Origin of the sequence: Streptomyces sp. N50 (assembly GCF_033335955.1) — a bacterium.
Taxonomy (GTDB): Bacteria; Actinomycetota; Actinomycetes; order Streptomycetales; family Streptomycetaceae; genus Streptomyces.
This window is the reverse complement of sequence record NZ_CP137550.1, coordinates 126,713-151,203: the sequence shown is the minus strand read 5'-3', so window position 1 is coordinate 151,203 and position 24,491 is coordinate 126,713. Positions and strand designations below refer to the sequence as shown.

Annotated in this window: 23 protein-coding genes and 3 pseudogenes; 13 read left to right on the top strand and 13 right to left on the bottom strand. The window is 70.0% G+C overall.

The features are described 5' to 3' along the window. Positions 1-131: 131 nt before the first annotated feature. Positions 132-341, bottom strand: a complete 210-nt coding sequence (locus R2B38_RS45495) for a hypothetical protein (protein ID WP_318022078.1) — start codon at positions 339-341, stop codon at positions 132-134. Positions 342-398: 57 nt separating this feature from the next. Then, positions 399-569 carry a hydrophobic protein gene (locus R2B38_RS45490; protein WP_318022077.1) on the bottom strand — a complete coding sequence of 57 codons (171 nt, stop codon included), beginning with the start codon at positions 567-569 and terminating at the stop codon, positions 399-401. Positions 570-1,026: 457 nt separating this feature from the next. Between R2B38_RS45490 and R2B38_RS45485 the strand changes: the two genes are divergently transcribed. Further along, complete coding sequence (locus R2B38_RS45485) at positions 1,027-2,484, top strand: iron-containing redox enzyme family protein (protein WP_318022076.1); 1,458 nt, start codon at positions 1,027-1,029, stop codon at positions 2,482-2,484. A 246-nt stretch (positions 2,485-2,730) separates the two neighbouring features. Next, on the top strand, positions 2,731-3,126 hold the full coding sequence (locus R2B38_RS45480) for an STAS domain-containing protein (RefSeq protein WP_318022075.1): 396 nt from the start codon (positions 2,731-2,733) through the stop codon (positions 3,124-3,126). A 588-nt stretch (positions 3,127-3,714) separates the two neighbouring features. On the opposite strand, the pseudogene tal reads toward R2B38_RS45480, so the two are convergent. From tal to R2B38_RS45465, 3 genes and pseudogenes are all read right to left on the bottom strand, one after another. Next, positions 3,715-4,824: pseudogene (gene tal, locus R2B38_RS45475) on the bottom strand (transaldolase); the annotation flags it as partial. A 199-nt stretch (positions 4,825-5,023) separates the two neighbouring features. Then, positions 5,024-7,243, bottom strand: a complete 2,220-nt coding sequence (gene tkt / locus R2B38_RS45470) for a transketolase (RefSeq protein ID WP_318022074.1) — start codon at positions 7,241-7,243, stop codon at positions 5,024-5,026. Between the two features lie 69 nt (positions 7,244-7,312). Beyond that, positions 7,313-7,786 carry a hemerythrin domain-containing protein gene (locus R2B38_RS45465; RefSeq protein ID WP_318022073.1) on the bottom strand — a complete coding sequence of 158 codons (474 nt, stop codon included), beginning with the start codon at positions 7,784-7,786 and terminating at the stop codon, positions 7,313-7,315. A gap of 171 nt (positions 7,787-7,957) precedes the next feature. Here R2B38_RS45465 and R2B38_RS45460 point away from each other — a divergent pair, with 171 nt between their 5' ends. After that, positions 7,958-8,320, top strand: coding sequence for a PRC-barrel domain-containing protein (locus R2B38_RS45460; RefSeq protein WP_318022072.1), 363 nt, complete (start codon positions 7,958-7,960; stop codon positions 8,318-8,320). Between the two features lie 39 nt (positions 8,321-8,359). Next, complete coding sequence (locus R2B38_RS45455) at positions 8,360-8,530, top strand: hypothetical protein (RefSeq protein WP_318022071.1); 171 nt, start codon at positions 8,360-8,362, stop codon at positions 8,528-8,530. Positions 8,531-8,555: 25 nt separating this feature from the next. Here R2B38_RS45455 and R2B38_RS45450 read toward each other — a convergent pair whose 3' ends face one another. Then, positions 8,556-9,389: a SigB/SigF/SigG family RNA polymerase sigma factor gene (locus R2B38_RS45450; protein WP_318022070.1), complete on the bottom strand. Its 834-nt coding sequence runs from the start codon at positions 9,387-9,389 to the stop codon at positions 8,556-8,558. Positions 9,390-9,644: 255 nt separating this feature from the next. On the opposite strand from R2B38_RS45450, the gene R2B38_RS45445 reads away from it, so the two are divergent. From R2B38_RS45445 to R2B38_RS45435, 3 genes are all read left to right on the top strand, one after another. Beyond that, positions 9,645-9,815 carry a hydrophobic protein gene (locus tag R2B38_RS45445; RefSeq protein ID WP_318022069.1) on the top strand — a complete coding sequence of 57 codons (171 nt, stop codon included), beginning with the start codon at positions 9,645-9,647 and terminating at the stop codon, positions 9,813-9,815. A gap of 269 nt (positions 9,816-10,084) precedes the next feature. Then, on the top strand, positions 10,085-10,930 hold the full coding sequence (locus tag R2B38_RS45440) for an SDR family oxidoreductase (RefSeq protein WP_318022068.1): 846 nt from the start codon (positions 10,085-10,087) through the stop codon (positions 10,928-10,930). 101 nt (positions 10,931-11,031) lie between these two features. Then, positions 11,032-11,922 carry an alpha/beta hydrolase gene (locus R2B38_RS45435; protein ID WP_318022067.1) on the top strand — a complete coding sequence of 297 codons (891 nt, stop codon included), beginning with the start codon at positions 11,032-11,034 and terminating at the stop codon, positions 11,920-11,922. 218 nt (positions 11,923-12,140) lie between these two features. Here the strand turns inward: R2B38_RS45435 and R2B38_RS45430 are convergent, their stop codons facing one another. The 4 genes from R2B38_RS45430 to R2B38_RS45415 all read right to left on the bottom strand — a co-directional run bounded on the left by R2B38_RS45430 (position 12,141) and on the right by R2B38_RS45415 (position 16,073). Next, positions 12,141-13,298, bottom strand: a complete 1,158-nt coding sequence (locus R2B38_RS45430) for an FUSC family protein (RefSeq protein ID WP_411978618.1) — start codon at positions 13,296-13,298, stop codon at positions 12,141-12,143. Positions 13,299-13,492: 194 nt separating this feature from the next. Continuing rightward, a complete protein-coding gene (locus R2B38_RS45425; RefSeq protein ID WP_318022065.1) occupies positions 13,493-13,771 on the bottom strand; it encodes a GlsB/YeaQ/YmgE family stress response membrane protein in 279 nt (92 codons plus the stop codon). A 137-nt stretch (positions 13,772-13,908) separates the two neighbouring features. Next, positions 13,909-15,525, bottom strand: a complete 1,617-nt coding sequence (locus tag R2B38_RS45420; protein WP_318022064.1) for an NAD(P)/FAD-dependent oxidoreductase — start codon at positions 15,523-15,525, stop codon at positions 13,909-13,911. A gap of 68 nt (positions 15,526-15,593) precedes the next feature. Next, positions 15,594-16,073: an SRPBCC family protein gene (locus R2B38_RS45415; RefSeq protein WP_318022063.1), complete on the bottom strand. Its 480-nt coding sequence runs from the start codon at positions 16,071-16,073 to the stop codon at positions 15,594-15,596. A 220-nt stretch (positions 16,074-16,293) separates the two neighbouring features. On the opposite strand from R2B38_RS45415, the gene R2B38_RS45410 reads away from it, so the two are divergent. The 4 genes from R2B38_RS45410 to R2B38_RS45395 all read left to right on the top strand — a co-directional run bounded on the left by R2B38_RS45410 (position 16,294) and on the right by R2B38_RS45395 (position 20,665). Beyond that, entirely contained in the window at positions 16,294-18,573 is a 2,280-nt protein-coding gene (locus tag R2B38_RS45410) for a catalase (protein ID WP_318022062.1), read from the top strand. A 190-nt stretch (positions 18,574-18,763) separates the two neighbouring features. Then, complete coding sequence (locus R2B38_RS45405) at positions 18,764-19,753, top strand: iron-containing redox enzyme family protein (RefSeq protein ID WP_318022061.1); 990 nt, start codon at positions 18,764-18,766, stop codon at positions 19,751-19,753. 59 nt (positions 19,754-19,812) lie between these two features. Next, positions 19,813-20,463 carry a HemK2/MTQ2 family protein methyltransferase gene (locus tag R2B38_RS45400; protein WP_318022060.1) on the top strand — a complete coding sequence of 217 codons (651 nt, stop codon included), beginning with the start codon at positions 19,813-19,815 and terminating at the stop codon, positions 20,461-20,463. Next, complete coding sequence (locus R2B38_RS45395) at positions 20,447-20,665, top strand: CDGSH iron-sulfur domain-containing protein (protein ID WP_318022059.1); 219 nt, start codon at positions 20,447-20,449, stop codon at positions 20,663-20,665. Before R2B38_RS45400 ends, R2B38_RS45395 begins: the two co-directional genes overlap by 17 nt. Positions 20,666-20,943: 278 nt before the next feature. On the opposite strand, the pseudogene R2B38_RS45390 reads toward R2B38_RS45395, so the two are convergent. Beyond that, positions 20,944-21,057, bottom strand: a pseudogene (locus tag R2B38_RS45390) (LPFR motif small protein); the annotation flags it as partial. Between the two features lie 109 nt (positions 21,058-21,166). Between R2B38_RS45390 and R2B38_RS45385 the strand changes: the two are divergent. Beyond that, positions 21,167-21,511: a DUF6479 family protein gene (locus R2B38_RS45385; protein WP_318022058.1), complete on the top strand. Its 345-nt coding sequence runs from the start codon at positions 21,167-21,169 to the stop codon at positions 21,509-21,511. Positions 21,512-21,578: 67 nt separating this feature from the next. Here the strand turns inward: R2B38_RS45385 and R2B38_RS45380 are convergent. Both R2B38_RS45380 and R2B38_RS45375 read right to left on the bottom strand, forming a co-directional pair. After that, a pseudogene (locus tag R2B38_RS45380) lies at positions 21,579-22,564 on the bottom strand (YihY/virulence factor BrkB family protein). Between the two features lie 42 nt (positions 22,565-22,606). Further along, entirely contained in the window at positions 22,607-23,095 is a 489-nt protein-coding gene (locus R2B38_RS45375) for a flavin reductase family protein (protein WP_318022057.1), read from the bottom strand. Positions 23,096-23,271: 176 nt separating this feature from the next. Between R2B38_RS45375 and R2B38_RS45370 the strand changes: the two genes are divergently transcribed. Next, entirely contained in the window at positions 23,272-24,447 is a 1,176-nt protein-coding gene (locus tag R2B38_RS45370) for an AI-2E family transporter (RefSeq protein ID WP_318022056.1), read from the top strand. Positions 24,448-24,491: the final 44 nt, after the last annotated feature.

Sequence of the window (24,491 nt, the reverse complement as noted above, 5' to 3'; positions counted from 1 at the left end):
GTCGGTCGGCGGGCATTCACGGGAAGGGTCACGGTGCCGCCTCAGATGGAAAGCAGGATGAGCCTCTCCTGCCCCCTCTGGCCGCATGCATGTTCGGATGGTTGCGGCAATGACGAGCCGGGCCGGAACCCCTACGCGTCTGATGCGTCCGACCTGGCGGTCCGTGTGCTCGGCTCGGAGGGGCGTTCCTCGGCGTCGCCCGACGCGGAGTCTTCCTCGGACTTGTCGTCCTGCGTGCGGGGGCGTACCGCTTCCTCGGCTTCGTCGCGGGCCTCGGGGTCGCCGCTCTCCCCGGGAGCCTGTGACGGAGGGGTGGGCCGTGCGTGCTCGTGCTTGGTCATCGTCGCTCCAGGTGTTTCGGGAGGGCTGTCCGGCCCGAGTGCGGTCCGTGTCGGGCACTACCAGCGATACCAGCGCCCTCGGGACCCGCTCGCGTTCGTCCCGCGCACCAGGAATCCCAGCAGCCAGAGGACGAGTACGACCACAGCGATCCACCAGAGAATCTGGACCGCGAAACCGGCGCCGAAGAGAATCAGCACCAGGAGCAATACCAACAGGATGGGGATCATGATTGAACCTCCTGATTGCCGAGTGCCCTGGAACGATCCGATCAGACGTCCTGAGGGCAGATGATCCGGCAGGCCGCGGAGACAGGTAGGACACGGATATGTGGGCACTCGGCCGTGAGCTGTCGCTGTTTCCCCCGGGGGAATGTGATGGTCAGGTTCTTCCGGTTCGGACCGTGTGCCGGAAGAACCGCCCCGGCCCGCGTCACCGCATGTGACGGTGGTCCTCCCCGCTCCACGCGCGGGTGTCCTGCGGGCACTCCACGTTCGGTTGCGACGCCCTGATGATCGTAGAAGTGTCCGTTGTGCCGTGTGAGGTCCGGATTGCCGGGCACTCGGCGCAGTGACGCATTGGTCGGGTGTTCTCCATGAGGTTCACCCGTGAGGCGCCTCCTCGCATGGAACCACCCGACGGGTGCGTCCGGTGACACGCTCGGGGCGCGGGCTGTGAGGTGTACGGGTGTTCAGCACGACGGCGCGGGACGACGGCGGGGGTGCCACGGTACTGGCGCCGTGGCGGGTGTACGCCCCCCAGCACGACACCGAACTGCTGACGCGGGCACTGCATCGGGAGCGCGTCGGCGCCGGAGGCGCCGTCCTGGACCTGGGAACCGGTTCGGGTGCCCTCGCTCTGGCCGCCGCCCGGCGGGGCGCCCACGTCACCGCCGTCGACCGGACCTACCGGGCGGTCCTCGCCACCCGCCTCAACGCCCGGATCGCGCGTCTGCCGGTCGAGGTCCTCCACGGTGACCTGTTCGGCCCGGTCACCGGCCGTCGGTTCGACCTCGTCGTGAGCAATCCGCCCTACGTTCCGGCACCCGGGGCCGTTCCCGGTCGCCATCGTGCCGCGGTGGCGTGGGACGCGGGTGTTGACGGACGCCTCCTGCTGGACCGGATCTGCCGCAGGGCGCACACGTCGTTGCGTCCGGGCGGGGTGCTGCTGCTCGTGCTCCCCTGCGGCAGGGGCGACCTCTCCCGCACGGTCCGCCAGGCCCTGACCCGCCCCGCCGGAACACCGCTGCCGCAGCGGGTGACGGCGGCGTACGCCGACCCGTACGGGGACGATCTGCAACTCGCGCTCCACCTCTGCTACGAACTGCACTACCGCGGCTTCGCCGGCGTCGACGCCGAGTGGGAGTGGGACCCCGACCTGCTGCGGCTGCGGGCGGAGATGGAACATCGCTTCCTGTCCGCGCTCCGGGCCGACGTCGGCCCGCCGAGAAGGGCGGAAGACGCGCTCGCGGACCTGCTCGTGGAACCCGCCGACGCCGAAGGACCCTCCCAATTCCTCAAGGAACAAGGGGAGTTGTGGCATTTTCGCGAGTACGCGGCGCAGCGCTCCCTCTATCACCTGAAGGAAGCCGATCCGCACGCCTGGGTCATCCCGCGGCTGACGGGGCGAGCGAAGGCCGCGATGGTCGCCGTGGAGTACGACGAGTTCGGCGCCGGACGGGCCGAGCGCATCCACGCCCGGCTGTTCGCCGGCCTGATGACGGACCTCGGTCTCGACACCACGTACGGGCACTACGTCGACGCGGCCGGCGCGGAGATGCTGACGAACGTCAACCTCATGTCCCTGTTCGGACTCCACCGCGCGCTGCGCGGAGCATTGGTGGGGCACTTCGCGGCCGTGGAGACCACGTCGTCGCCCGGCTCACGACGTCTAGCCCACGGCCTGCGCCGCATCGGCGCGGGTGCTGCCGCCATCCACTTCTACGCCGAGCACGTCGAGGCCGACGCGGCCCACGAACAGATCGTCCGCCGGGACGTCGTAGGCGGCCTCCTCGAAACGGAACCGTCCCTCGACGAGGACGTCGCCTTCGGCGCCGACGCCACCGAATGGACCGAGAACCGGCTCGGGAACCACCTCCTCACCGCCTGGCGGAACGGCCGTAGTTCACTGCGCACACCGTTGTGACCCACCGGCAGCGGCCGGGGGGCGTAGCCCGGGAGGCGTGAAGACGTCCTGCCCTGCACGTCGTGCCAGGAGTACGGTTTGGGGGCGCCCCAGTCCCCGGTGTTGTCCGATGATCCGGTATCCGTGTGGGAGGGGATCGCCTTCCCCGAACAGCGCGGTGTGCCGTAGCCGGAGCGTACGGTCCACTCGTCCACGCAGGCGCGCGGACTCTTGCGTACCGGTCCGATGAGGCGAGGTGCGAAGCCCATGGTCCCCTTCGAGGTCGACGAGCGGCGTGGACGCTGGATCCGTCCGGCGGTCGCGCTGCGGGGCGAGGCCGATCTTGAGTCCGTCCCCCAGATGCGTACGGCCATCGAGCGCTGTCTTTCCCGGCCCGGGCGGCGGACGGCTATCGACGTGTCCGCGCTCACGTTCTGCGACGTCAGCGGACTCAACGCCTTCCTCGACGGTGCCCAGCGCGCCGCGGACTCGGGCAGGCACCTGACACTGCGACGGCCGTCGGCCCAGGTCGTACGCCTGCTCGTGCTCGCCGGCTGTGCGGAGATCCTGTTGGGACGGCGGGCGGCCCGGCGGGGACCGGAGCGCCGCCTGCTCGTGCGGGCCCTCCGCCGCCGGGCTCCAGGGGGCCGGTCAACTCGTTGAGTTCGGTGGACCGTTGAGATCGGTGAGCGATGACCCCGGTGCTCAGACCGCCGCGTGCCCCAGCGTGTGTGCCGCCGCCGCGAGGAGCAGTTCCTCAAGGGTCCCGGACTGGTGCTCGGCACGTTCCAGAAGGATGTCGAGGTGTTCGGCGTAGAGCCGGTCGTCGTCCTCGGCCAGGACGCGCAGGGTACGCCAGCAGGACGCCTTGCCCTGGACGCCGAGGAGCATCGACTCCAGTTCGAGGACGTCGCTGAGCGGTGAGCGGGAGAAGAGATGTCCGTTCGGCTTGAGCCGCCCGGCCTTCTCGGCCAGCCAGCCGAGCGCGACCTTGGGGTGATCCGTGGACACGCCCAGGTCGGACATGATCTGCACCAGGGAGTCGCGGTCCTCCTCGACCTGCTTGGCCAGTGCGGAGAAGGCGTCGGCCCGCTTCCCGTCCCGTTGCCCCTGCGCTGCGCGGCGGCAGAGTTCCAGGCCGCCGGTCGCGCCCGCCAGATGGTCGTTGAGGTAGATCGCCAGCAGGGCTCGGGTGTTCGACGATTCCCCCGACGGCTCGGTGTCGTCCTCGGGGGCTTCGGCGTCGGTACGCATCTCGCGGTCCACGGTGGCGCCGAGCTCGGCCCAGCTGTCCTCGAACTTGGCCAGTCCCTCGCGTTCCAGGGTGTCGGTCACGTCCGTGAAGTCGATGCCGGTGTGGGCCAGTTCCTCGAAGTGGGCGGCGGCCGAGGCGTAGGTGTCGGCCACGGGCCCGGCGTCCGGGACATGGCCGTGGTCGGCGAACGCGTCGAGCGTGCTCGCCGGCATGGTGTTCACGGTCCCCGGGACGACCAGTTCGCTCACGTACATGGTGTCGGGGTAGTCGGGGTTCTTGACGCCGGTCGATGCCCACAGGGGCCGCTGCGCATGTGCGCCGGCCGCCGCCAGCTCCTGCCAGCGGGCCGAGCCCGCGGTCTCCTCGAACGCCTGGTGGGCCAGCCGTGCGTTGGCCACCGCGGTCCGGCCCCGGAGCGCGAGGGCCTCCGGCGTACCGATCGCGGTGAGGCGGGCGTCCACCTCCGTGTCGACGCGGGAGACGAAGAAGGAGGCCACCGAGTGGATGTCCGCCAGGTCGTGTCCGGCGGCCCGCGCCTTTTCGAGGCCGGTCAGGTAGGCGTCCTGGACGGCGCGGTAGCGCTCCAGCGAGAAGACGAGGGTTACGTTGACGCTGATGCCCCGGGCGATGACGACGGTGATCGCCTCCAGGCCCTCGCGGGTGGCGGGGATCTTGACGAACAGGTTGGGTTCGCCGACGGTGTCCCACAGCTTCTGCGCCTGGGTGGCGGTGGCGTCCGCGTCCTTGGCCAGCCGCGGGTCCACCTCGATGGAGACCCGGCCGTCGCTCCCGCCGGTCTGCCGGTATATCGGCGCGAAGGTGCGGCAGCCGGTGCGTACGTCGTCCGTGGTGAGCGCGAAGACGGCGTCGTCGACGCTCGTCCCCTCGGCGCCCAGCCGTCGTAGCTGATCGTTGTAGCGCTCGCCCTTGGACAGCGCGGACGCGAAGATCGTCGGGTTCGTGGTCACCCCTACGACGTGCTTGCGCGCGATCAGTTCCGCCAGGCCGCCGCCGGCCAGCAGCTCGCGGGAGAGGTCGTCCAGCCAGACCGACACTCCGGCGGCGGACAGGTCGGCGAGCGGATCGGACGCGATGACGTCGGGCATCGCGGTGGCGTCGGACATACGAACCTCCAGGAGGTGCTTGGCATCGGTCACGCGAGAGCCGCGCGGCCCGCCCGTCCCCTGCGGAGACGGGCCTTTCGGAAGACTCCTGCGGGCGGGGGCCGGGCGCGGAGGAAGCCGGACGGAGCATTCGCGTGCGGCGGCGCGGAACAGGCACCTGACATCCGCCGCACGCGGGCTGTCAGGGACGGTCCCCGGTACCGCCGTCGGTGGGGGTGGAGGTCTGGCGGTGGCCGCCGGGGCGCGGGGCGCGGTCGGCGTCGCGGACGCTGTCGCGGGCGGCCGCGGCGACGGCCTCGGGCGTGATGCCGAATTCGGCGTACAGGCGCTCGTAGTCGGCGGAGGCGCCGTATTGCTCCAGGCTCACGATTCGCCCGGCGTCGCCGACCATGTCACGCCAGCCCTGTCCCACCGCGGCCTCGACGCTGACCCGGGCCCGCACGGAGGGCGGGAGGACCTCGTCCTGGTAGGCCGGGGGTTGCGCGGCGAACCACTCCCGGCACGGCATCGACACGACCCGTACCGCGAGGCCGTCGGCCTCTAGCAGCCGGCTCGCCGCCAGGGCGATGTGCACCTCGGAGCCGGTCGCCACGAGGATGACGTCCGGGCCGGAGTCGTCCTCGGCCGTGTCGGCGAGGACGTATCCGCCGCGGGCGGCATCCTGCGCCGGAGCGCAGGCACCGCTGCCACGGTCGAGCACGGGCACGTTCTGCCTGGTCAGGATCAGCGCGGCCGGGCGGTCCCGGTGTTCCAGGACGGTCCGCCAGCAGGCGGTGGTCTCGTTCGCGTCGGCGGGGCGGACCACGTCCAGGCCGGGGATGGCGCGCAGTGCTGCCAGGTGTTCCACGGGCTGGTGGGTGGGGCCGTCCTCGCCCAGGCCGATGGAGTCGTGGGTCCACACGTACGTGGTGGGCAGCTTCATCAGCGCGGCCAGGCGTACGGCCGGGCGCATGTAGTCCGAGAAGGTCAGGAACGTACCGCCGTAGGGGCGGGTCAGACTCTGCAGGGCGATGCCGTTGAGGATCGCGCCCATCGCGTGCTCGCGGATGCCGAAGTGCAGGGTGCGGCCGTAGGGGCCGCCCTTCCAGTTCTTGGTCTGGCGGTCGGCGGGCACGAAGGACGGTTCGCCGTCCATGGTGGTGTTGTTGCTCCCGGCCAGGTCGGCCGAGCCGCCCCACAGTTCAGGCAGTACCGGCGCCAGCGCGCTGAGCACCTCGCCCGACGCGGCACGGGTGGCCATCCCCTTCGGGTCTGCGGGGAAGTCGGGCAGGGCGTCGGTCCAGCCGTCCGGCAACCGCTGCGCCCGGAGCCGGTCCAGCAGTTCGGCCCGCTCGGGATGGGCCACCCGCCAGGCCACGTACGCCTCGTCCCACTCGGCGTGCGCCCGGCGCCCGCGGTCGGCGGCCTGACGGGTGCGGGCCAGCACCGCGTCTTCTACGACGAAGTCGCGCTCGGGGTCGAAGCCGAGCAGCCGCTTGGTCGCGGCGACCTCGTCCGCGCCGAGTGCGGAGCCGTGGGCCTTGCCGGTGTTCTGCTTCGTGGGCGCGGGCCAGCCGATCAGCGTGCGCAGCATGATCAGCGAGGGCCGGCCTTCCTCGTCCCGCGCGGCACGGACGGCGGCCAGCAGGGCGTCGACGTCCTCGACGTAGTCGCCGGTGCGGGTCCAGTCGACGGTCTGTACGTGCCAGCCGTAGGCGGCGAAGCGGGCCGGGACGTCCTCGCTGAAGGAGACGTCGGTGTCGTCCTCGATCGAGATGTGGTTGGAGTCGTAGAAGACGACGAGGTTGCCCAGCTCCTGGTGGCCGGCGAGGGAGGCGGCCTCGGCGGTGACGCCTTCCATCATGTCGCCGTCGGAGGCGATGACGTAGACGTGGTGGTCGAAGGGGCTGCCGCCCGGCTCGGCGTCGGGGTCGAGCAGACCGCGTTCCCGCCGGGCCGCCGTCGCCATGCCGACCGCGCTGGCCAGTCCCTGGCCCAGCGGGCCGGTGGTGATCTCCACGCCGCGGGTGTGCCGGTGCTCGGGGTGCCCGGGGGTGGCCGAGCCCCAGGTGCGGTACGCCTCCAGGTCCGACAGTTCCAGGCCGTAGCCGGTCAGGTGGAGCTGGATGTAGAGGGTCAGGCTGGAGTGCCCGCAGGAGAGCACGAAGCGGTCGCGGCCCAGCCACTGGTCGTCGGCCGGGTCGTGCCGCAGGACGTTCTGGAACAGCAGGTGCGCCAGCGGGGCGAGGCTCATCGCCGTGCCGGGATGGCCGTTGCCGACCTTCTGTACCGCGTCGGCGGCCAGGACCCGGGCGGTGTCCACCGCCCGTACGTCGACCTGGTCCCACCCGGCGTCGTCCGCCACGGGCATCGTCACGGACCGGCCCGGTGAGGTCGTGTTGCCGGACTGCTCACTCGTCATGCCGTCGCTCCTCGGAAAGGCCGGTGGTCGGTTCTGCCGTCGTGTCTGTCCTTCGTGGGCGGGTGTCCGTCATTCGTGCGCGCTGGGAACCCGCAGGGGATCATGGGGAGCGTCGGACTTGGCGGCGGCGAGCTGCTCGCCCAGTTCACCCAGCCGGTTGCGGGCGAGAGCGGAGCGGACCTGGGGGAACCACTCCTTCTCCTCCTCCTCGACGTGGTGCCGCACGTTCTCCATGAGGACCGTCATCTTGGCGTCGAAACGCTCGTCCTCGGGATCCAGGCCCGCCAACTCGGACAGCATCCACAGCACGACGTGGTGCTCCTCGACGCTCTCCAGAACGTGATCGGTGGTCGTCGGCACCGCGGCGCGGGCGGCGGGATAGAAGACCTTCTCCTCGATCCAGGTGTGGACCGTCAGCTCCTCGATCACCTTGTCGGCGATCTTCCGCTTGGTCTTGTGGGCGCGGTCCCCGGCCTGCTCGAACTCCTTGAAGAGCTTCTCGACCGTCTGGTGGTCTTCCTTGAGCAGCACAATCGCGTCCATGGGCCCGCCTTCGCCTCGTCCGGCAATCCGGAAGCCGATCGGCTCCCACGCTCCGGCTACCCCCGGCATCGCGTCCGACCCACCTGAAGCGCACCTTTTGCCTGGTTCGGCTGGAGTGTCAGAGGCGATCTACGGGGAACCCGTCCCGTACTAGCGGCTCAGGAGACAGACATGACCAGCATCCATGCGGCCGATATCCGCGAGTGGCGCAACCACAACGTCGTCGACTCCGAGGGCCACAGGATCGGCGTACTCGAATCGATCTACGTGGACACCGCCACCGACGAGTCGGCCATGGCCACGGTCCGCATCGGCCTGCCCACGCGCCAACGGCTGACCTTCGTCCCCCTCGACGACGCGGTCCTCGGACCCGGCTACGTCAAGGTCACCTACGCGAAGGCGCAGGTGAAGAAGGCACCGTCGATCGGCACGGACGACATCCTGCCGGCCGAGGGAGAGGAAGCGATCTTCCAGCACTACGGCATGGAGTACCGGCCCGGCGCGGGCGGCGAGAGGCAACTCGCGCGCCGCTGACCCGCTGGTCGACCCCACGTCTGAAGGTGGTGTTCTGCGATGGTTCTCTTCCTGCTGCTTCTCCTGATCGCCCTCGTACTGGGAATCGTCGGGGTGACCGCGAACGGCCTGGGCTACCTGCTGGTGATCGGCATCGCGGTTCTCGTGGCGGCCCTGGCCTTCGTCGCCGTGCGCTGGTCCCGGCGCTCCGGCAGCCGCCCCGTTCGATAGCGGCGACAGCGCGGCAATCGGAGGGCTACGCGTCCAGGAGACCGGTGCGGAGCTTGGCCAGGATGTGGCTGAGCAGGCGGGAGATCTGCATCTGGGAGACGTTCAGCTCGCTGCCGATCTGCGCCTGCGTCATCTCCTGGCCGAAGCGCATCTCGATGATGGTCCGCTCCCGCTCGTCGAGTTCCCGGAGCAGCGGGCCGAGCGAGTGCAGGTCCTCGAACAGCTCCAGGGCCGGGTCGTCGTCGCCCATGGTGTTCGCGTACGTCGGCCCGATCTCGCCGGACTCGGTATCGCCGCCCGGGGTGTCGATGGAGCCGGCGACATAGCCGTTGGCGGCCACGAGCCCCTCGACGACCTCGTCCTCGGTCAGCCCGAGATGGGCGGCGAGTTCCTTCAAGGTCGGGCTGTGGCCGAGCGTCGTGGTGAGTGATTCCTTGCCTTTGGCGAGGTCGACGCGGAGTTCCTGGAGGCGTCGGGGTACGTGGACGGCCCAGGTGGTGTCACGGAAGAAGCGCTTCATCTCGCCGGTGATGTAGGGGATCGCGAAGGAGGTGAACTCGACCTCGCGCGTCAGGTCGAAGCGATCGATGGCCTTGATCAGACCGATCGTGCCGACCTGGATGACGTCCTCCAGGTCACCGCTGCCCCGGTTGCGGAACCGGCGGGCCGCGAACCTGACCAAGGACACATTCATCTCGATCAGGGTGTTGCGGACGTACTGATACTCGCCAGTGCCCTCTTCCAGCGAGGGCAGCCGGTCCAGGAACAGCCGGGACAACACTCGTGCGTCCTTCGGGGCGACCTTGTCGGCGTCCGCGATCCACGGCAGTGCTTCGACGACGTTCACGGTGGGCGTCATGGCGCCGCCTCAGGTGCAACAGCAGGATGAACGCTTTCTGTACGCTCCGACCGCATCCGTCTCGGCGAGGCCCCGCCAGTCCGTCGGGGGTTGGAACGCTCGGCACGGTGGTTTTCCACCACACTACTCCTGGACTCTCATCCGGCCGCCCGACAGGAAATCCGAATTCCCTGGAATCGCAGGAACATACGCTCGAAATTCCAGGGCCTGAAGCGGGAAACGCGGGGCAGATGAAGGGGCGGAGGTTGATGAATCATGGTTCCCCTGCTTGTAGTTCTGCTCCTCGCGCTGATCCTTTTCGGCGCCGGTTTCGCCCTCAAGGCCCTGTGGTGGATCGCCGTCATCGTCCTGGTGGTCTGGGTGCTGGGCTTCGTGGTCCGGCCCGCAGGCACCGGCGGCCGTAAGGGCCGCTGGTACCGCTGGTAGAAAACCCAGCTCATGGGCCCCGTCGACCACCGTCGACGGGGCCCTTCGGCATGCCGCGGCGGACACTGATCCGCTGAATTTCCCGGTCTGACCGGTAGGGGTGCATTTGTGGGGCAGGAGTACCCGTGCGGCCGGAGCGATCGGTGTTTCGCAGGGAAACCCGCGGCCTCCAGCGCCTTCCGTTCCGGCCGCTTTTCGACGAGTGCACAAAGACCAGGGCATCTGGTGTCCGGAGAGACCGGACACCAGAAAGGGAAGGGCGCGACGACATGGCGGGACCGATACTCATCACCGGTGCGGGCAGCGGCTTCGGCAAAGAGGTGGCGCTACGGCTCGCCGCGGCCGGGCACGAGGTGATCGCGGGCGTGGAGATCATCGCCCAGGTCGGCGCGGTACGGGCCGAGGCCCGACAGCGGGGTGCGGAGCTGCGGGTCGAGAAACTGGACGTGACCGACCCCGGCGACCGGGAGAACGCCTGGACCTGGGGCGTCGAGGTCCTCCTCAACAACGCAGGCGTGTCCGAAGGCGGAGCGACCGCCGACATCCCCGAGGAGCGGCTGCGCCGCCAGTTCGAGGTGAACGTCTTCGGCCCCGTCCTGCTCACCCAGGGCATCGCCCGGCAGATGGCCGCCCGCCGCAGCGGACATATCGTCTTCATGTCCTCCGTCGCCGGACTCACCGTCGACCCGTTCACCGGCGCCTACGCGGGCTCCAAGCACGCGGTCGAGGCGTTCGCCGACGCGCTGGACCAGGAACTCGCCGAGTTCGGCGTCACCGTGGCGACGATCAACCCGGGCCCCTTCCTCACCGGCTTCAACGACACCATGTTCGAGACGTGGAAGGAATGGCGCGACAACCCCGCCGACCGTCTCTACGACTACACGGCGCTCGCCTTCCCGCACGAGCAGTACGACCCCGAACCGGTCTACGAGCGGACGGTGCGGGTTCTGCTCGGCGAGGACGGCCGCTACCGTCACCTGCTCCCCGCCGAGCTGGAGTCGCAGGCCCGCGACCAGGTCGATGCGCTGTGGAACCGGCAGCTCAACGACGGGCACCGCCAGACCCTCGTACAAAAGGCTTACGACAGCAGCCCCGGCACGCCGGTCGGGTCCTGACCGTTCCACCCACGCCCGGCGTCCCGCCGGTGCGATCGGGAGTGCAGGCAGCGCGCCGACTGCAGGACGCGGTACATGAGCCAAGTGCTGGGGAGGCCGGGATGTTCGAGGGTTTTGAGACCGCGCAGGTCGACGTCGGTGAGGCTTCCGCCTTCGTGCGCTTCGGGGGTGCCGGTCCGCCGGTGGTGCTGCTGCACGGTCATCCCCGTACCTCGGCGACCTGGCACCGGGTCGCTCCGCTGCTCGTCCGAGCCGGCCACACCGTGGTCTGTCCCGACCTGAGGGGGTACGGGCGCTCCAGGGGACCGCGCTTCACGGCGGACCACGTGGGCTACTCCAAGCGGGCGGTCGCCGGGGACGTGGTGGCCGTGATGCGGCACCTCGGACATGACCGGTTCGCGCTGGTCGGGCACGACCGTGGGGGCGCTGTGGCGCTGCGCCTCACGCTCGACCACCCCGAGATCGTCTCCCGGGTGGCGTTCGTGGACTGTCTGCCGGTGACGGAGCATCTGTCGCGGATCACCGCCGAGTTCGCCACCCGGTGGTGGCACTGGTTCTTCTTCGCCCAGCCCGACATCCCCGAGCGAGTCATCACCGCCGATCCCGACAGTTGGTACCGCGGTGACCCCGAGGTGATGGGACGGGAGAACTACGACGAGTGGCGGCGGGCCACGCGCAATCCCGACGTGGTGCGGGCGATGCTTGAGGACTATCGCGCGGGCCTGACCGTCGACCGCCGGCACGAGGAGGCCGATCGAAGCGCCGGTGCCCGTATCGCTTGTCCGGCACTGATCCTCTGGTCCCTTCGGGACGACCTGGAAGAGCTGTACGGAGATCCCCGCGCGGTGTGGAGCCGGTGGGCCGACGATGTTCGGGGCCACGGCATCGCCTCGGGACATCACGTCGCCGAACAGGCACCCGAAGCGCTGGTGTCTGCCCTCCGCGACTTCCTTCAGCCGGGCCCGAACGGCCCTGGCAGCGGCCGCTCGTAGTGCCCTCTCGCGAAAGTCCCCGGGGGCTCAGGGGGGAGTGAAGGCATGGCCCGGTCTCCCGGACCCTGCCCGAGTTTCGCCCTGAGCGCCCGTCATGTCTTGGCCGATCCCTCTGCCGGGGCGGCTGATGCGGGCCCGCCACCGCTATGCCCTGGACCTGTCCGTCGCCGTACCGCACGCCCTCTGGACACGACGGTCGCCTTCCTCATGCAACGGTGTCAGTCCTGCACGAGCTGATCGGCCAGCCGACGTGCCTGGACCAGCAGTGCGCCGTGTGTCGCCAGTGCGTCGGGATCGTCGCGCACGGTACCGGGCAGCTTTCGGTGGAGTTCGTCGAGGCTGCGGCGGAGCTCGTCGACAGCCTCACGCAGGGCCCTGTGAGCCGGCTGCTCAGTGCCGGTTTCCGCGAAGCGGGTCTGGCCGTAGAGACCGATCGCCAGGGCGGTGTGGCGCAGGAAGTCGGCGTAGGGGCCGGTGAGTTGGGGGTCGGTGCGGACCGTCTCGTCGTCGTGGAGGGCGATCTCCAGCACGGTGCGGGTCACACCGGCGATGTGTACGGCGACCTGGTCCAGGACGGCCAGCGCGTCGTCGTAGCCCTTGCCGGGCCGGGGGATGCCGCCCGCGCCGAGCCCGCGGTGATTGCCCCGCATGCTTTCGCGGCTCCAGCCGATCGCGGAACGGGCCTGGTCGACCAGGCGTCCCAGCCGCAGCGCGCGCTCGTGCCAGACCCGGGCCGCGTTGTCCTCCCACTCACCGTCGGCGAGCGCCTCGGCCACCGTGGAGAGAATCCGTTCCGCTTCGTCGGCGGCGTCCTTGAGGGCGGCACGGGTGTCACGCAGATACACCGGGGGCCGGACCAGCGCGTTGACCGCGATGCCGACCACCGCGCCGAAGACCGCCTCCGCGATACGTGCGCCCGAAGTGGCCATGGAGACCTGCCCGTCGGTCAGGACGAACAGCGCGCCGGTGGCGGCGTAGATGCCCTGGCTGCCCAGGCGCCGCCACTGCGCCAGCAGCAGCACCGTCGGAAGCACCACGACCATCGGGACCATCGTGCCGCCCAGCACCAACGCGACGGCTGTCGCCACCACCGTGCCCACCGCGATCGCCGCCAACTGCTGCAGGCCGTGCGCGAGCGACCGGTACACCGTCGACTCCACCAGCACGACCGCCATCCACGGGGCGACGAACGCCACCGGCGCCTGTAGCCACCACCCGGCCACGGCCCACGCCAGACAGGCAGCAAATGCCGCCTTGCCGGCCTGCACCGTCAGATCACGTTCACGACCCGGTCCACGCGCCGCCCGCCGCACCGCCGACACCGCCGTCGCGCCGTGACGACGAACCGCCCCTCCCGCCCTGCCCGCCCACTCCATGACTCACCAAGTGCCCCGCCGGACACGGTGGATGCGTACCTGTGGCGATCTTCATCGGCGGACGCCGTCGCCAGACCCTGTTTGAGGCGCTACGCGACCTGGCCCTTCACCGAAGCCCCGGGCACGCCGACGGCTCCCGTCCTGTGAGACAGGAGGGAGCCGTTGAGGTGGTGCGGGCGTGTGCCGTCGGTCGGTCAGGCGTGGCGGTGCGAGCGTCGGTTGCCGGTGACGAGGCGGTAGACGAGAAGCAGGATGAAGGAGCCGACGATCGCGGCGATCCAGGTGGAGATGTCGAAGAACCCATCGATGGAGTCGACGCCGAAGATCACCTTGCCGAGCCAGCCGCCGAGCAGGCCGCCGACGATGCCGATGAGCATGGTGACGATGATGCCGCCGGGGTCCTTGCCCGGCATCAGCATCTTGGCGATGGCGCCGGCGAGCAGGCCGATGATGATCCACGCGATGATTCCCATGGTGTGTCTCCGCTTCCTCTTCTTCGAACAAAGGCTGTGTCAGCTCTTCGTGTGCGCCGAACGAGCCCGAACAAACGTCTCCCCTCTGGATCGAGACATCGCCGGTTCCTGACGCGGTCGGTAGGGCGTGGGGGCCGTCAGCGCCGGCCTTCGCGGTCGCGGTGAGTGAGTCGGCTCTGGAGGTGGGCGAGGGCGCGGGTGCGAGGCCCGCGGAGGGCGGCGCGCGCGGCGTTGGCGCCGGGGGCGCCGTGGACGCCTCCGCCCGGGTGCGCGGAGGCGGATGCGAGGTAGAGCCCGGGTACGGGTGTCTCGGGGCGGCCGGTGCCGGGTGTGGGGCGGAAGACCAGCTGCTGGTGCAGGGCGGTGGTGCCGCCGCTGATGGCGCCGCCGTGGAGGTTGGCGTTCATGCTCTCCAGCGTCGGCGGGGCGAGGATGCGCCGAGCTCTGATGAGGCCGCGGAAGCCGGGAGCGTAGCGCTCGACCTGTGTCTCGACACGGTCCGCCATGGTCTCCTGCTCCCGGGCGTCCCAGGAGCCGGTGAGCTTGTCGTCCCCCGCATCGCCCCGCACCTGGTGCGGCACGTGAGTGTAGGCCCAGGCGGACTCGGTGCCCCGGGGTGAGCGGCTGGGGTCGGCGGTGGTCATCTGGCCGAAGAGGGCGAAGGGTTCGTCGGGGACGTGGCCCGTGGCGATCTGGGCGGCGAAGCGGGTGAGGGCGTCGACGCCCTCCGCGAGATGGACGGTTCCCGCTTGTGCGGCCTCCGGGGACGTCCAGGGCACCGGGCCGTTCAGTGCCCAGTCGACTTTGAAGGTGGCGAAGTCCCACTGGAAGCGTTTCAGGTCGGCGAGCAGCCTCCCGGGAAGGTGCTCCTCCGCGACGAGGGAGCCGTAGAGCGACGGCGCGGAGACATCGGCCAGGACGGCTCTGCGCGCCGTCACCGCTTCACCGTTCGCGGTGCGGACGCCGACGGCGCGACCGTTGCCGACGACGACCTCGGTGACGCGTTCCGCGCAGCGGACGGTCCCGCCGAGACGCGTCAGTCGGCGGACAAGAGCCGAGGTGAGCGCTCCGGCGCCGCCGGTGGGGACGGGGAAGCCGTAGGTCTGGCCGAGCATGGACATGAGCCAGCCGAATCCGCCGCTGCCCGCTGCCTCCGGTGCGAGATCCGCGTGCAGGGCGTTGCCCGCGAGCAGGAGCCTGCCGCCCTCGCCGTCGAACTCCTCCTCGCCCATGCGCCGGACCGGCAGCAGCATCGTCCGGGCCAGCCGCAATCCCCCTGCCGCCCGCAGTCGTAGCGCCAGCCGGGCCCCGGCGCGGACCGGGGGGAACGGTGTGAACAGGGCTTCGAGGATGCCGGGCCGCAGCGTCTCCCAGACGTTCCGCAGTTCCTTCCACGCGGCTCCGTCCCCGGGCGCGAACGCCTCCAGGCTCGCGGCCGTCTCCTCCAGGTCCCGGCTGAGGACCGCGCAGCGGCCGTCCAGCAACGGGTGGGCGAGCACCTTCGGGGCATGGCTCCAGCTCAGCCCTTCCCGCTCCAGATGAAGGTCGGCCAGGACCGGGGAGGCGGCGGCGAGAGGATAGAAGGCGCTGAAGAGGTCGCTGGCGAAGTCGGGGTCGACACCACGGTCGTGCCGGACCGCTCCTCCCGGCTCGTCCTGGGCCTCCAGGACCTCCACGCTCCACCCCGCGTCGGCCAGGAGGTTCGCGGCGACCAGCCCGTTGGGGCCCGCCCCGATCACTACTGCGTCCGCCATCACTCGCTCCCGGTTCGGTGGGTGGCACCGCACCCGGTGGCGCGGCTTCTTCAGCGCTCGGCGCTGGTTCAGGCCGTGTGCGGGCGCGGTTGTCCGGCAGCGGTGCGTGACGGGCTCTCGTCCTCCTCGCACAGGCGGGCGAGACGGGCCAGCATCGCGCGGCTGCGCACCTGCTGCACCGCGTCCAGCAGGGGGTTGTGCAGGAGGCCACCCGCACCGCGCAGTGGATGCTCGTCGAGGATGACCAGTGTCTGCTCACCCCAGGGCCGCAGTTCCATCGCGATCCTCGCGGTTCCGAGCGGCCCGCTGTTCGCCTCCAGTTCGAGGACGGCGGGCGGTTCGCTGCGGCGTACCACGGTCTGGTTGTGCAGGGTGAGCGGCCCGATCCTGATCTCGTAGCGGAGGGCCGCCCCCACCTCGGGCCACGACCCCTCGTCCAGCTCGGCCCGCGAGGTACCGACAACCCAGTCCCCGTACCGTTCGACGTCGGAAAGGATCTTCCAGACGTCGTCGGGAGACTTCTTGATCAAACGGTGTCGTACGGCCATGAGATCCTCCGCCGTTTGAAATGTCTGGTTCCTTGCGCGTTCCCACCCTGGGTCCGGGTACGCACTCTCGCGCTAGGACGGCGGTGATCAGCGACTGTTCGCCCGGTTTGTGTGTCGGCTGTCGTGTCGAGGGGCACCCGTGGGCCGCAGCCGATGACGCCCTTGCCCGAATGCCGATCGCTTCGCGTAGGGCGTCACCCCTCCCACGGATCGGAACCCAATGAGCGCGAAGAAGAACCCCGTGTCGGCCGCCGCGGAGAAGGTCGTGGAGAAAGTCCAGGACGTTGTTCGCGGCGGAAACGAGATTCCCGGTGCTCCGGGCACCCAGGCCCCGCTGGTGGAGGAGCCGACCGATGCGCGGGAGCCGCTCCCGCCCAAGCCCGACCAGCGCGGGCCGGACACCTACAGTCCGACCGGCCAGGAGACCGGAATCCCGCAGAAGGAGGTCGCGCAGGGCGGCGAGCGCCTCACCACCGCGCAGGGTGCGCGCCTGTACGACACCGACCACTCATTGAAGGCCGGCCTCCGCGGCCCGGTGCTGCTCCAGGACCACCACCTGCGGGAGAAGATCACCCACTTCGACCACGAACGCATCCCGGAGCGGGTGGTACACGCCCGTGGCGCCGCCGCTCACGGCGTATTCCGGGGCTATGGCGCCGCCGCCGGGATCACCAAAGCCGCATTCCTCGCCGAGGGCGTCGAGACGCCGGTGTTCGTCCGCTTCTCCACCGTCCTGGGTTCGCGCGGATCGGCCGACACCGTGCGCGACACCCGCGGTTTCGCGACGAAGTTCTACACCGGCGAGGGCGTCTTCGACCTGGTGGGCAACAACATCCCGGTGTTCTTCATCCAGGACGCGCTGAAGTTCCCCGATGTCATCCACGCGGGCAAGCCGCATCCGGACCGGGAGATCCCGCAGGCGCAGAGCGCGCACGACACGTTCTGGGACTTCGTCACCCTCCACACGGAGGCCACCCACCACACGCTGTGGAACATGTCCGACCGGGGCATCCCGCGGTCGTACCGGATGATGGAGGGCTTCGGCGTCCACACCTTCCGGCTCGTCAACGCCGAGGGCGCCACCACGCTGGTGAAGTTCCACTGGAAGCCGAAGCTGGGTGTGCACTCGCTGGTGTGGGAGGAAGCGCAGATCACCGCGGGCGTGGATCCCGACTTCCACCGGCGTGACCTCGCCGACGCGATCGAGGCAGGCGCCTTCCCAGAGTGGGAACTCGGTGTGCAGACCTTCCCGGACACCGAGGACCAGATGTTCGAGGGCATCGACCTGCTCGACCCGACGAAGATCGTCCCCGAGGAACTGGCTCCGGTGCGCCCGATCGGCCTGATGACCCTCAACGCCAACCCGTCGAACTACTTCGCCGAGACCGAACAGGTCGCCTTCCACGTCGGCCATCTGGTCCCCGGCATCGACGTCACCGACGACCCGCTGCTCCAGGGACGTCTCTTCTCCTACCTCGACACCCAGATCAGCCGACTGGGTGGACCAAACTTCGGGCAGCTCCCGATCAACCGCACGCACGCGCCCGTCAACGACATGCTGCGTGACGGCATGCACCAGACAGCCGTCCACACCGGGGTTGGCCCCTACCATCCCAACTCCCTCGACGGCGGCTGCCCGTTCCTCGCAGGCGAGGACACCGGGGCGTACATCGAGGTTCCCGTCGAGGTCCCAGCCGCCCGCAAGGTGCGTGACGCGGCGGCGTCCTTCGACGACCACTTCAGCCAGGCCCGGCTGTTCTGGCTCAGCATGTCTCCCACCGAGCGTGAACACATCGTCGCCGCCTACACCTTCGAGCTCGGCAAGTGCTGGGAGACGGCGATCAAGGAACGGGCACTGAAGGTGCTCGCCAACATCGACCCGGACCTCTGCCAGCACGTCGCAGCCGGGCTGGGCCTTCCGGCCCCCGAGGCGAGCCTCACGCCTGCGGTGGTCGAACCGAGCCCCGCCCTGTCCCAGCTCGGCGGGGACTGGCCGGTCGAGGGCCGGATCATCGGCATTGTCACCACCGGCGCGGACGACCTGGACGGCGTACGGGAAGTGCGCCGCGCGGTCCTCGACGCCGGCATGGTTCCGCTGGTCGTCGCACCGGCAGGCGGGGTGCTGGACCAGGACGGAGACCCGGTCACCGTCCAGCGCACCTTCGCGACCGCCCGCTCCACCGAGTTCGACGCCCTTCTGGTGGCCGGGGCACCGGCGCCCGCAGCCGACGCCTACGGGGCCCGCGATGCCAAGGTCGACGACGACATGGCCGTGGTCACCGCCATCGACCCGCGACTGCTGCTGATGGTCACCGAGGCGTACCGCCACGGCAAGGCCATCGGGGCCTGGGGCGAAGGAGTCGGCGCTCTTGAGGCGGCCGGACTGCCCGAGGGACCCGCCGGGGTGGTGTTCGGTACGACCGCACCCGCCGTGTTGCAGGCAGTGACCCGTCTGCTCGGCGGACACCGAGCCTGGGGCCGCTTCACCCCTGCCCTGTGACCGGGACGGCCGACTGCGAGCCCCCCGACAGCTCCCTTGCCTGACGCCCTGATCCAGGATCCGACGCAGGGGCAGTCGCTTTCCTCGCCCCCTGGCCATGAGCCCGGCCAGGGGGCGGTCCGGCAGCCGGGGCTGTCACCGCCCGAGCCGGCTCACGTGAGAGGTTCTCGATCACGGGTACTCGGCGTTCATGAACGTCACATCGCCGGAACCGGCCCTGCCGTCCGCTCGTGGTCGGATATCGGCGGCGATCATCGCGTACCTGCGGAGTACGGGACCGCTTCCGCACAGCCGGGAGATTTTCACCGCCGCCCCGCTCGGAGATGACTTCCAGCTCGCCCTGTACCTCTGCTACGAGCTGCACTACCGGGGATTCGCGGAAGTCGACGCCGACCGCGAGTGGGACCCCGACCTGCTCAGGGTCCGGGCAGCTCTGGAACGACCTTTTCTCGACACTCTCCGCGACGCCGCGACCGTGCACAAGCACGCAGGCGAGGCACTGGAGGTACTGCTCGTCGAACCCGTCGACGGCTCGGGCGTCAGCCACTTCCTGCGGGACGAGGGAGAACTGTGGCAGATACGCGAGTACGCCGCCCAGCGCTCGCTCTACCACCTCAAGGAAGCCGATCCGCACGCCTGGGTGCTGCCCCGGCTGTGGGGCCGGGCGAAGGCGGGCATGGCGGCCGTGGAGTTCGACGAGTTCGGCGGAGGCCGCGCGGATCGCGTGCACGCCCGCCTGTTCGCCGACCTCATGGCCGACCTCGAACTGGACACCGCCTATGGCCACTACCTCGATGCGGCCGGCCCTGAGGCCCTCGCCACCGTGAACCTGATGTCCCTCTTCGGCCTCCACCGCGTCCTGCGAGGAGCCCTCGTCGGACATTTCGCCACCGTCGAGATCACCTCGTCCCCGGGTTCACGACGCCTCGCCCAGGCCATGCGACGCACCGGCGCCGGACCGGCCGCCGAGCACTTCTACGACGAGCACGTCGAGGCCGACGCCGTGCACGAACAGATCGTCCGCCGGGACGTCGTAGCGGGTCTGCTCGAAGAGGAGCCGCACCTCGACGGCGACGTCGCGTTCGGCGTGGACGCCACCACGTATCTCGAAGACCGCCTCGCCGAGCACCTTCTCGGCGCCTGGCGAGCGGGGGAGTCGTCGCTGCGTATGCCGGTCTGACCACTGTTCCGACCCCGAACAGGTTCTGCGGCATCCGCCAGAACCGGAGACGACACCCCATGACCACGGTCACTCTGCCCGGCGTCTACACCCCGCAGGACGACACCGACCTGCTCATCCGATGCCTGCGCGACGAAAACCTTCCCCCGCACGCCGAAGTTCTCGACGTAGGCACGGGAACAGGTGCCGTCGCCCTGGCCGCAGCGCGGCTCGGCGCCCGCGTCACGGCGATCGACATCTCCTGGCGAGCGGCTCTCAACGCCAAGGTCAACGCACTGCTGGCGCGTCTCGCTATCCGCGTCAGACGTGGCGACCTGCTATCTCCCGTCGCGGGCAGGTCCTTCGACCTCATCCTCTCCAACCCGCCGTACGTGCCCGCACCCGCCACCGCGTGCCCCAGGCGGGGTGCGGTACGGGCCTGGGACGCGGGACACGACGGCCGCCTCGTGCTCGACCGGATCTGCGAGGACGCCCCCGGACTCCTGAAGCCCGGAGGAGTGCTGCTCGTGGTCCAGTCCGCGCTGAGCGGCTCGGAAGAGACGCTGCGCCGGTTGCGGGCGGCAGGCTTGGACGCCGGAATCGAGGAGCGCCGCAGTGTCGCCTTCGGCCCCGTCCTGCGGTCCCGCAGCGGCTGGCTGCGCGACCGCGGCCTGATCGGGGACGATGCCGAGAAGGAAGAGCTGGTGATCATTCGTGCCGTACGACTCTGACAAGCGACGCTGCCGCATCGTGGCCCGGCGCACGGGGCCACTCCTGGTCGAGGGCCCGGTCGACGTCACGCTGGAGGACGGCACCACCGTCTCGTCCGACCGGTTCTGTGTCGCCCTGTGCACCTGCCGGCGCAGCCGTACCTACCCGTGGTGCGACACCAGTCACCGCCGGTCCGAGCCGCCTGGTCCGCACACGTCCTGATCGGCTGGGTTTGTTCGCGGCTCGGACGTTGTACGCACAGTAGATGACCGAGTTGAAGAGGGAGGCAGAACGGAGGTACGACGCCTGGCCCGCCGACAACACGACATGGCTGCCCGACGACACCGGCGGGGGCGTGATCGCATCGGGCGTGGACCAGGGCGCTGGGCGCTATGCCAGGGCATCCCCGTTCGCACCCGGAACAAGATCCCGTTGATCACTCTGCGGTGATCGCTCCATCGGGACGGTGCGCCGAACTCCTCGGCGTCAACGTCGTCAGTGCGCCGAGCGCGAGGCCCCGCCGAACAGCCCGGCAAGGCCCTGAACGGCAGTGTCCCGACGGTGGCGATCGCGCTGCCGATGCCGCGGAGCACGTCTGCGATGGCACGCAACATGAAGTCCTCCAGGGGATACGTCTTGAGGGCCTCGGCATCGGGTGCCCCGGGGTGCCGGGCACGCCAGGTGGGCGAGATTCTCCTGGTGGCCGCGGGGTACCCGGCATGGATGAACACACCGAGCATGGAACTGGCCGCGTCGAGTGGAGCGGCCCTCGGAGTCTTTCCGGCGGTCGCCGGACTGATCCTCGTCGTCGGGCTTATCTGGGCCGTACGGCTCGGAATGAAGGCCCGCCGACGGGAGTCCGCGCCGCCGCGCCCGGAGGAGCAGCCCCGGCTGCCCGAGTCCGGGCCGACCCGCGAGATCCAGGAGATGCGCGAGCCCGACGAGGTACCGCGCGCGAAGGACGAGAGCGAGCGTCTCACCCCGCACCAGCTGTCCGGCGGCGGAACGTCGGGCAGCAGGCGCAGCGAGGACCAGAAGCGCCGGCGCTGGGGCTCAGGTTCCGCCTGATCCTGGGTTCCGTCCGCAGCGAAGAGGCATCGTGCGCGCTTGACCACCTCCTCCGTCGCATGCGAGGTCACTCCGTCCGGCGGTGGTCCTCCTCGCTCCAGGCTCGGGTGTCCCGGGGCGGGAGATACGGCTCCTCGCCCTTCGGGAGCCCCCGGCCACGGCACGTTGACGGGACAGTTCCGCGTCGAATTCGAGGCCGAGCAGGACCGCGATGTTGCTGATCCACAGCCAGATCAGGAAGACGACCACGCCGGCGAGCGTGCCGTAGGTCTTGTTGTACGAGGCGAAGTGGGCCACGTAGAACGCGAAGCCCGCCGAGGCGATCATCCAGACCAGCAGCGCCAGCACGCTGCCCGGGGTGACCCAACGGAAGCCGCGGCCCTTCACGTTGGGTGCCGCCCAGTACAGGATCGCGATCATCGCCATGACCAGGATGATCAGCCCCGGCCACTTCGCGATCGACCACACCATCAGGGTGGCGTGCCCGATTCCGAGTGCCGAGCCGGCCGCGCGGGCCAGGCCGCCGGTGAACACCACGATGAGCGCGCTGATCACGGTCAGGACCAGCAGCACCACCGTGACGCCGACGCGGATCGGCAGGACCTTCCACACGGGGCGGCCCTCGGGCATGTCGTAGACGACGTTGGCGCTGCGGATGAACGCCGCGATGTAGCCGGAGGCCGACCAGACGGCGACGACGATGCCGACCACGGCCACGACGGAGCCGAGGCCGCCGGTGGTCTGGAGCTGGCGTACGGCGTCGCCGATGATGTTCCGGGCCGAACTCGGCGCCAGTTTCTCGATGTTGTCCAGGACCTGCTGGGTCGTCGACTTGCCGGCGATGCCGAGCAGCGAGACCAGGACCAGCAGCGCGGGGAAGAGCGAGAGAACCCCGTAGTACGTCAACGCGGCGGCCCGGTCGGCGAGTTCGTCGTTCTGGAACTCCTTGACCGTGCCCCTGAGCACCGCCCACCACGACCGCTTCGGCAGTTTGCCGGGCCTGTCGGGCGAGTTGTGCTCTACCCGCTGTCCGGGTCCGGGTGTCGGTGGCATACCACTGGGGTATCCCGCCCCGGCTCGACCATGCGCCGCCGCTCAGTCTGCCGCGTGGCCCGGAGTGATGGCGTGAGCGTCGTTGAGTGTCAGCAGAGGGGTGCGGCCGTTCGCGAGATTTTCCGTCGCCTCCGGAGCGAGCAGGAAGCCGACGTGGTCGCCGCCGTCGACCCGGTTCTCGACACGGCCGATGAACCAAGCGGGAGCCTCGTCGAGGATCAGTGATCCGCCCGGGCCCGTATGCCACGGGACTTCCTTGAACTTGTCGGTACGGTCGCCGGTCTCGCCGCCGAAGAGCCGGGCCAGCCGGTCCTGGTCGCGGCGGAGGAGATGCACCGTGAGGCGTTCGGCGTGCTCGGCGACCCGGTACGTCCGGTTCGCCTTGGACAGCCAGACCATGAACCGGGCGGGCTCGATCGAGCACTGCGAGGCGAATCCGACCAGGCAGCCGGCTCGCTCCCCGTCGGCCTCGGCGGTCACGATGTACATCGGGTAGTCGAGCAGGTCGGTGAAGGGATCGAGATCGGTCACGGTGTTCGGCTCCCGCCACAAGAGATCGGATGTCGGCCAAGCGTTCCCCAGTTCCGTGTGCTGGTCGGCTCACGACGCGCTGGGCGGTGCACGGACGCGATACGACCGGAGTCCCTGGGTACCCGGAACATCCGCGCCCATTCGAGGCCATGAAGCCGTCCAGGAGAGCCGTCGCGATGTCTGCGCAGTCCGAGCCCGAGTCCGCCCGGGACGAGCACGGCGCTCCGGAAGGGACGGACCTGAACGGCTCCGGCCCCGGCCCGGCGGACGCCGTACAGGAGTTCCGGAAGGCGCCGCCGCCCCCGCCCGGAGATTCACGCGGCGGACGTAGACGGTCGTGGGTGACCGTGGGCTTCGCTCTGGGCCTGGGGGCGAGTCTGGCGTGGCTCGCCGTGCAGACCGTCATGCGGGTCAGTTCGATGCTGACCTTGCTGCTGCTGGCCGTGTTCATCGCGATCAGCCTGGAACCAGTCGTCGTCTGGTTCACGCGCCGGGGTCTGCGGCGCGGCTGGGCCGTCGCGATCGTGCTGACCGGCTTCCTCGTCGTGCTCGCCGGATTCCTGGCCCTGGTCATTCCACCGGTGGCCAAGGAGATCAGCGCGCTGGTCGACGCGGTGCCCGGCTGGCTGGAGCAGCTCCACAACCACCAGTCCACGATCGGCCGCCTGGAGGACCGCTACCACGTGGTCGAGAAGGCCAAGGAGCAGATCGCCTCGGGAAGCGGAGCGTCCGGTCTGGCGGGAGGTGTCCTGGGTGCCGGGCAGGTGGTCCTGAGTACGGTCACGTCCACGGCGATCGTGATCACGGTGACCCTGTACTGCATGGCGGCCCTGCCGACCATGAAGCAGTTCGGCTACCGCTTCGTGGCGGCCAGCCGCCGCGAGCGCGTCGAGGGCGTGGCCGAGGAAATCATGAACCGGATCGGCAAGTTCATGCTCGGCAACCTGGTCACCTCGGGGATCGCCGGAGTGGCCACCTTCGGCTGGTGCGCGGCCACCGGCGTCCCGTACGCCGCCGCGCTGGGCATCTTCACCGCCCTGATGGACCTGATCCCGATCGTCGGCTCCACCCTCGCCGGAATCGTCGTCAGCCTCGTCGCACTCTCCGTGTCGCTCCCCATCGCGATCGCGACCGCGGTCTTCTACGTCGTCTTCCGCGTCGCCGAGGACTACCTCATCGTGCCCCGGGCCATGAAGTTCGCGGTCGACGTCCATCCGTTGGTCACCGTCCTCGCGGTGCTGGTCGGCGGGGCGCTCCTCGGCATCATCGGCGCCCTCGTCGCCATCCCGGCGGCGGTCGCCGTGGGCCTGGTCCTCGACGAGTACGTCTTCCCGAAGATGGAGCGCAGCTGACGCCGTGCTCCATGCCTCCTGGGCAGGATGCCCCTGGTGGTTGC

Coding starts and splice junctions, on each gene's coding strand:
- R2B38_RS45440 (WP_318022068.1), top strand. CDS start 10,085: ATGGCGGGACCGATACTCATCACCGGTGCGGGCAGCGGCTTCGGCAAA.
- R2B38_RS45410 (WP_318022062.1), top strand. CDS start 16,294: ATGAGCGCGAAGAAGAACCCCGTGTCGGCCGCCGCGGAGAAGGTCGTG.
- R2B38_RS45400 (WP_318022060.1), top strand. CDS start 19,813: ATGACCACGGTCACTCTGCCCGGCGTCTACACCCCGCAGGACGACACC.
- R2B38_RS45455 (WP_318022071.1), top strand. CDS start 8,360: ATGGTTCTCTTCCTGCTGCTTCTCCTGATCGCCCTCGTACTGGGAATC.
- R2B38_RS45405 (WP_318022061.1), top strand. CDS start 18,764: ATGAACGTCACATCGCCGGAACCGGCCCTGCCGTCCGCTCGTGGTCGG.
- R2B38_RS45385 (WP_318022058.1), top strand. CDS start 21,167: ATGAACACACCGAGCATGGAACTGGCCGCGTCGAGTGGAGCGGCCCTC.
- R2B38_RS45445 (WP_318022069.1), top strand. CDS start 9,645: ATGGTTCCCCTGCTTGTAGTTCTGCTCCTCGCGCTGATCCTTTTCGGC.
- R2B38_RS45465 (WP_318022073.1), bottom strand. CDS start 7,786: ATGGACGCGATTGTGCTGCTCAAGGAAGACCACCAGACGGTCGAGAAG.
- R2B38_RS45435 (WP_318022067.1), top strand. CDS start 11,032: ATGTTCGAGGGTTTTGAGACCGCGCAGGTCGACGTCGGTGAGGCTTCC.
- R2B38_RS45425 (WP_318022065.1), bottom strand. CDS start 13,771: ATGGGAATCATCGCGTGGATCATCATCGGCCTGCTCGCCGGCGCCATC.
- R2B38_RS45490 (WP_318022077.1), bottom strand. CDS start 569: ATGATCCCCATCCTGTTGGTATTGCTCCTGGTGCTGATTCTCTTCGGC.
- R2B38_RS45430 (WP_411978618.1), bottom strand. CDS start 13,298: ATGGAGTGGGCGGGCAGGGCGGGAGGGGCGGTTCGTCGTCACGGCGCG.
- R2B38_RS45420 (WP_318022064.1), bottom strand. CDS start 15,525: ATGGCGGACGCAGTAGTGATCGGGGCGGGCCCCAACGGGCTGGTCGCC.
- R2B38_RS45370 (WP_318022056.1), top strand. CDS start 23,272: ATGTCTGCGCAGTCCGAGCCCGAGTCCGCCCGGGACGAGCACGGCGCT.
- R2B38_RS45450 (WP_318022070.1), bottom strand. CDS start 9,389: ATGACGCCCACCGTGAACGTCGTCGAAGCACTGCCGTGGATCGCGGAC.
- R2B38_RS45460 (WP_318022072.1), top strand. CDS start 7,958: ATGACCAGCATCCATGCGGCCGATATCCGCGAGTGGCGCAACCACAAC.
- R2B38_RS45495 (WP_318022078.1), bottom strand. CDS start 341: ATGACCAAGCACGAGCACGCACGGCCCACCCCTCCGTCACAGGCTCCC.
- R2B38_RS45415 (WP_318022063.1), bottom strand. CDS start 16,073: ATGGCCGTACGACACCGTTTGATCAAGAAGTCTCCCGACGACGTCTGG.
- tkt (WP_318022074.1), bottom strand. CDS start 7,243: ATGACGAGTGAGCAGTCCGGCAACACGACCTCACCGGGCCGGTCCGTG.
- R2B38_RS45480 (WP_318022075.1), top strand. CDS start 2,731: ATGGTCCCCTTCGAGGTCGACGAGCGGCGTGGACGCTGGATCCGTCCG.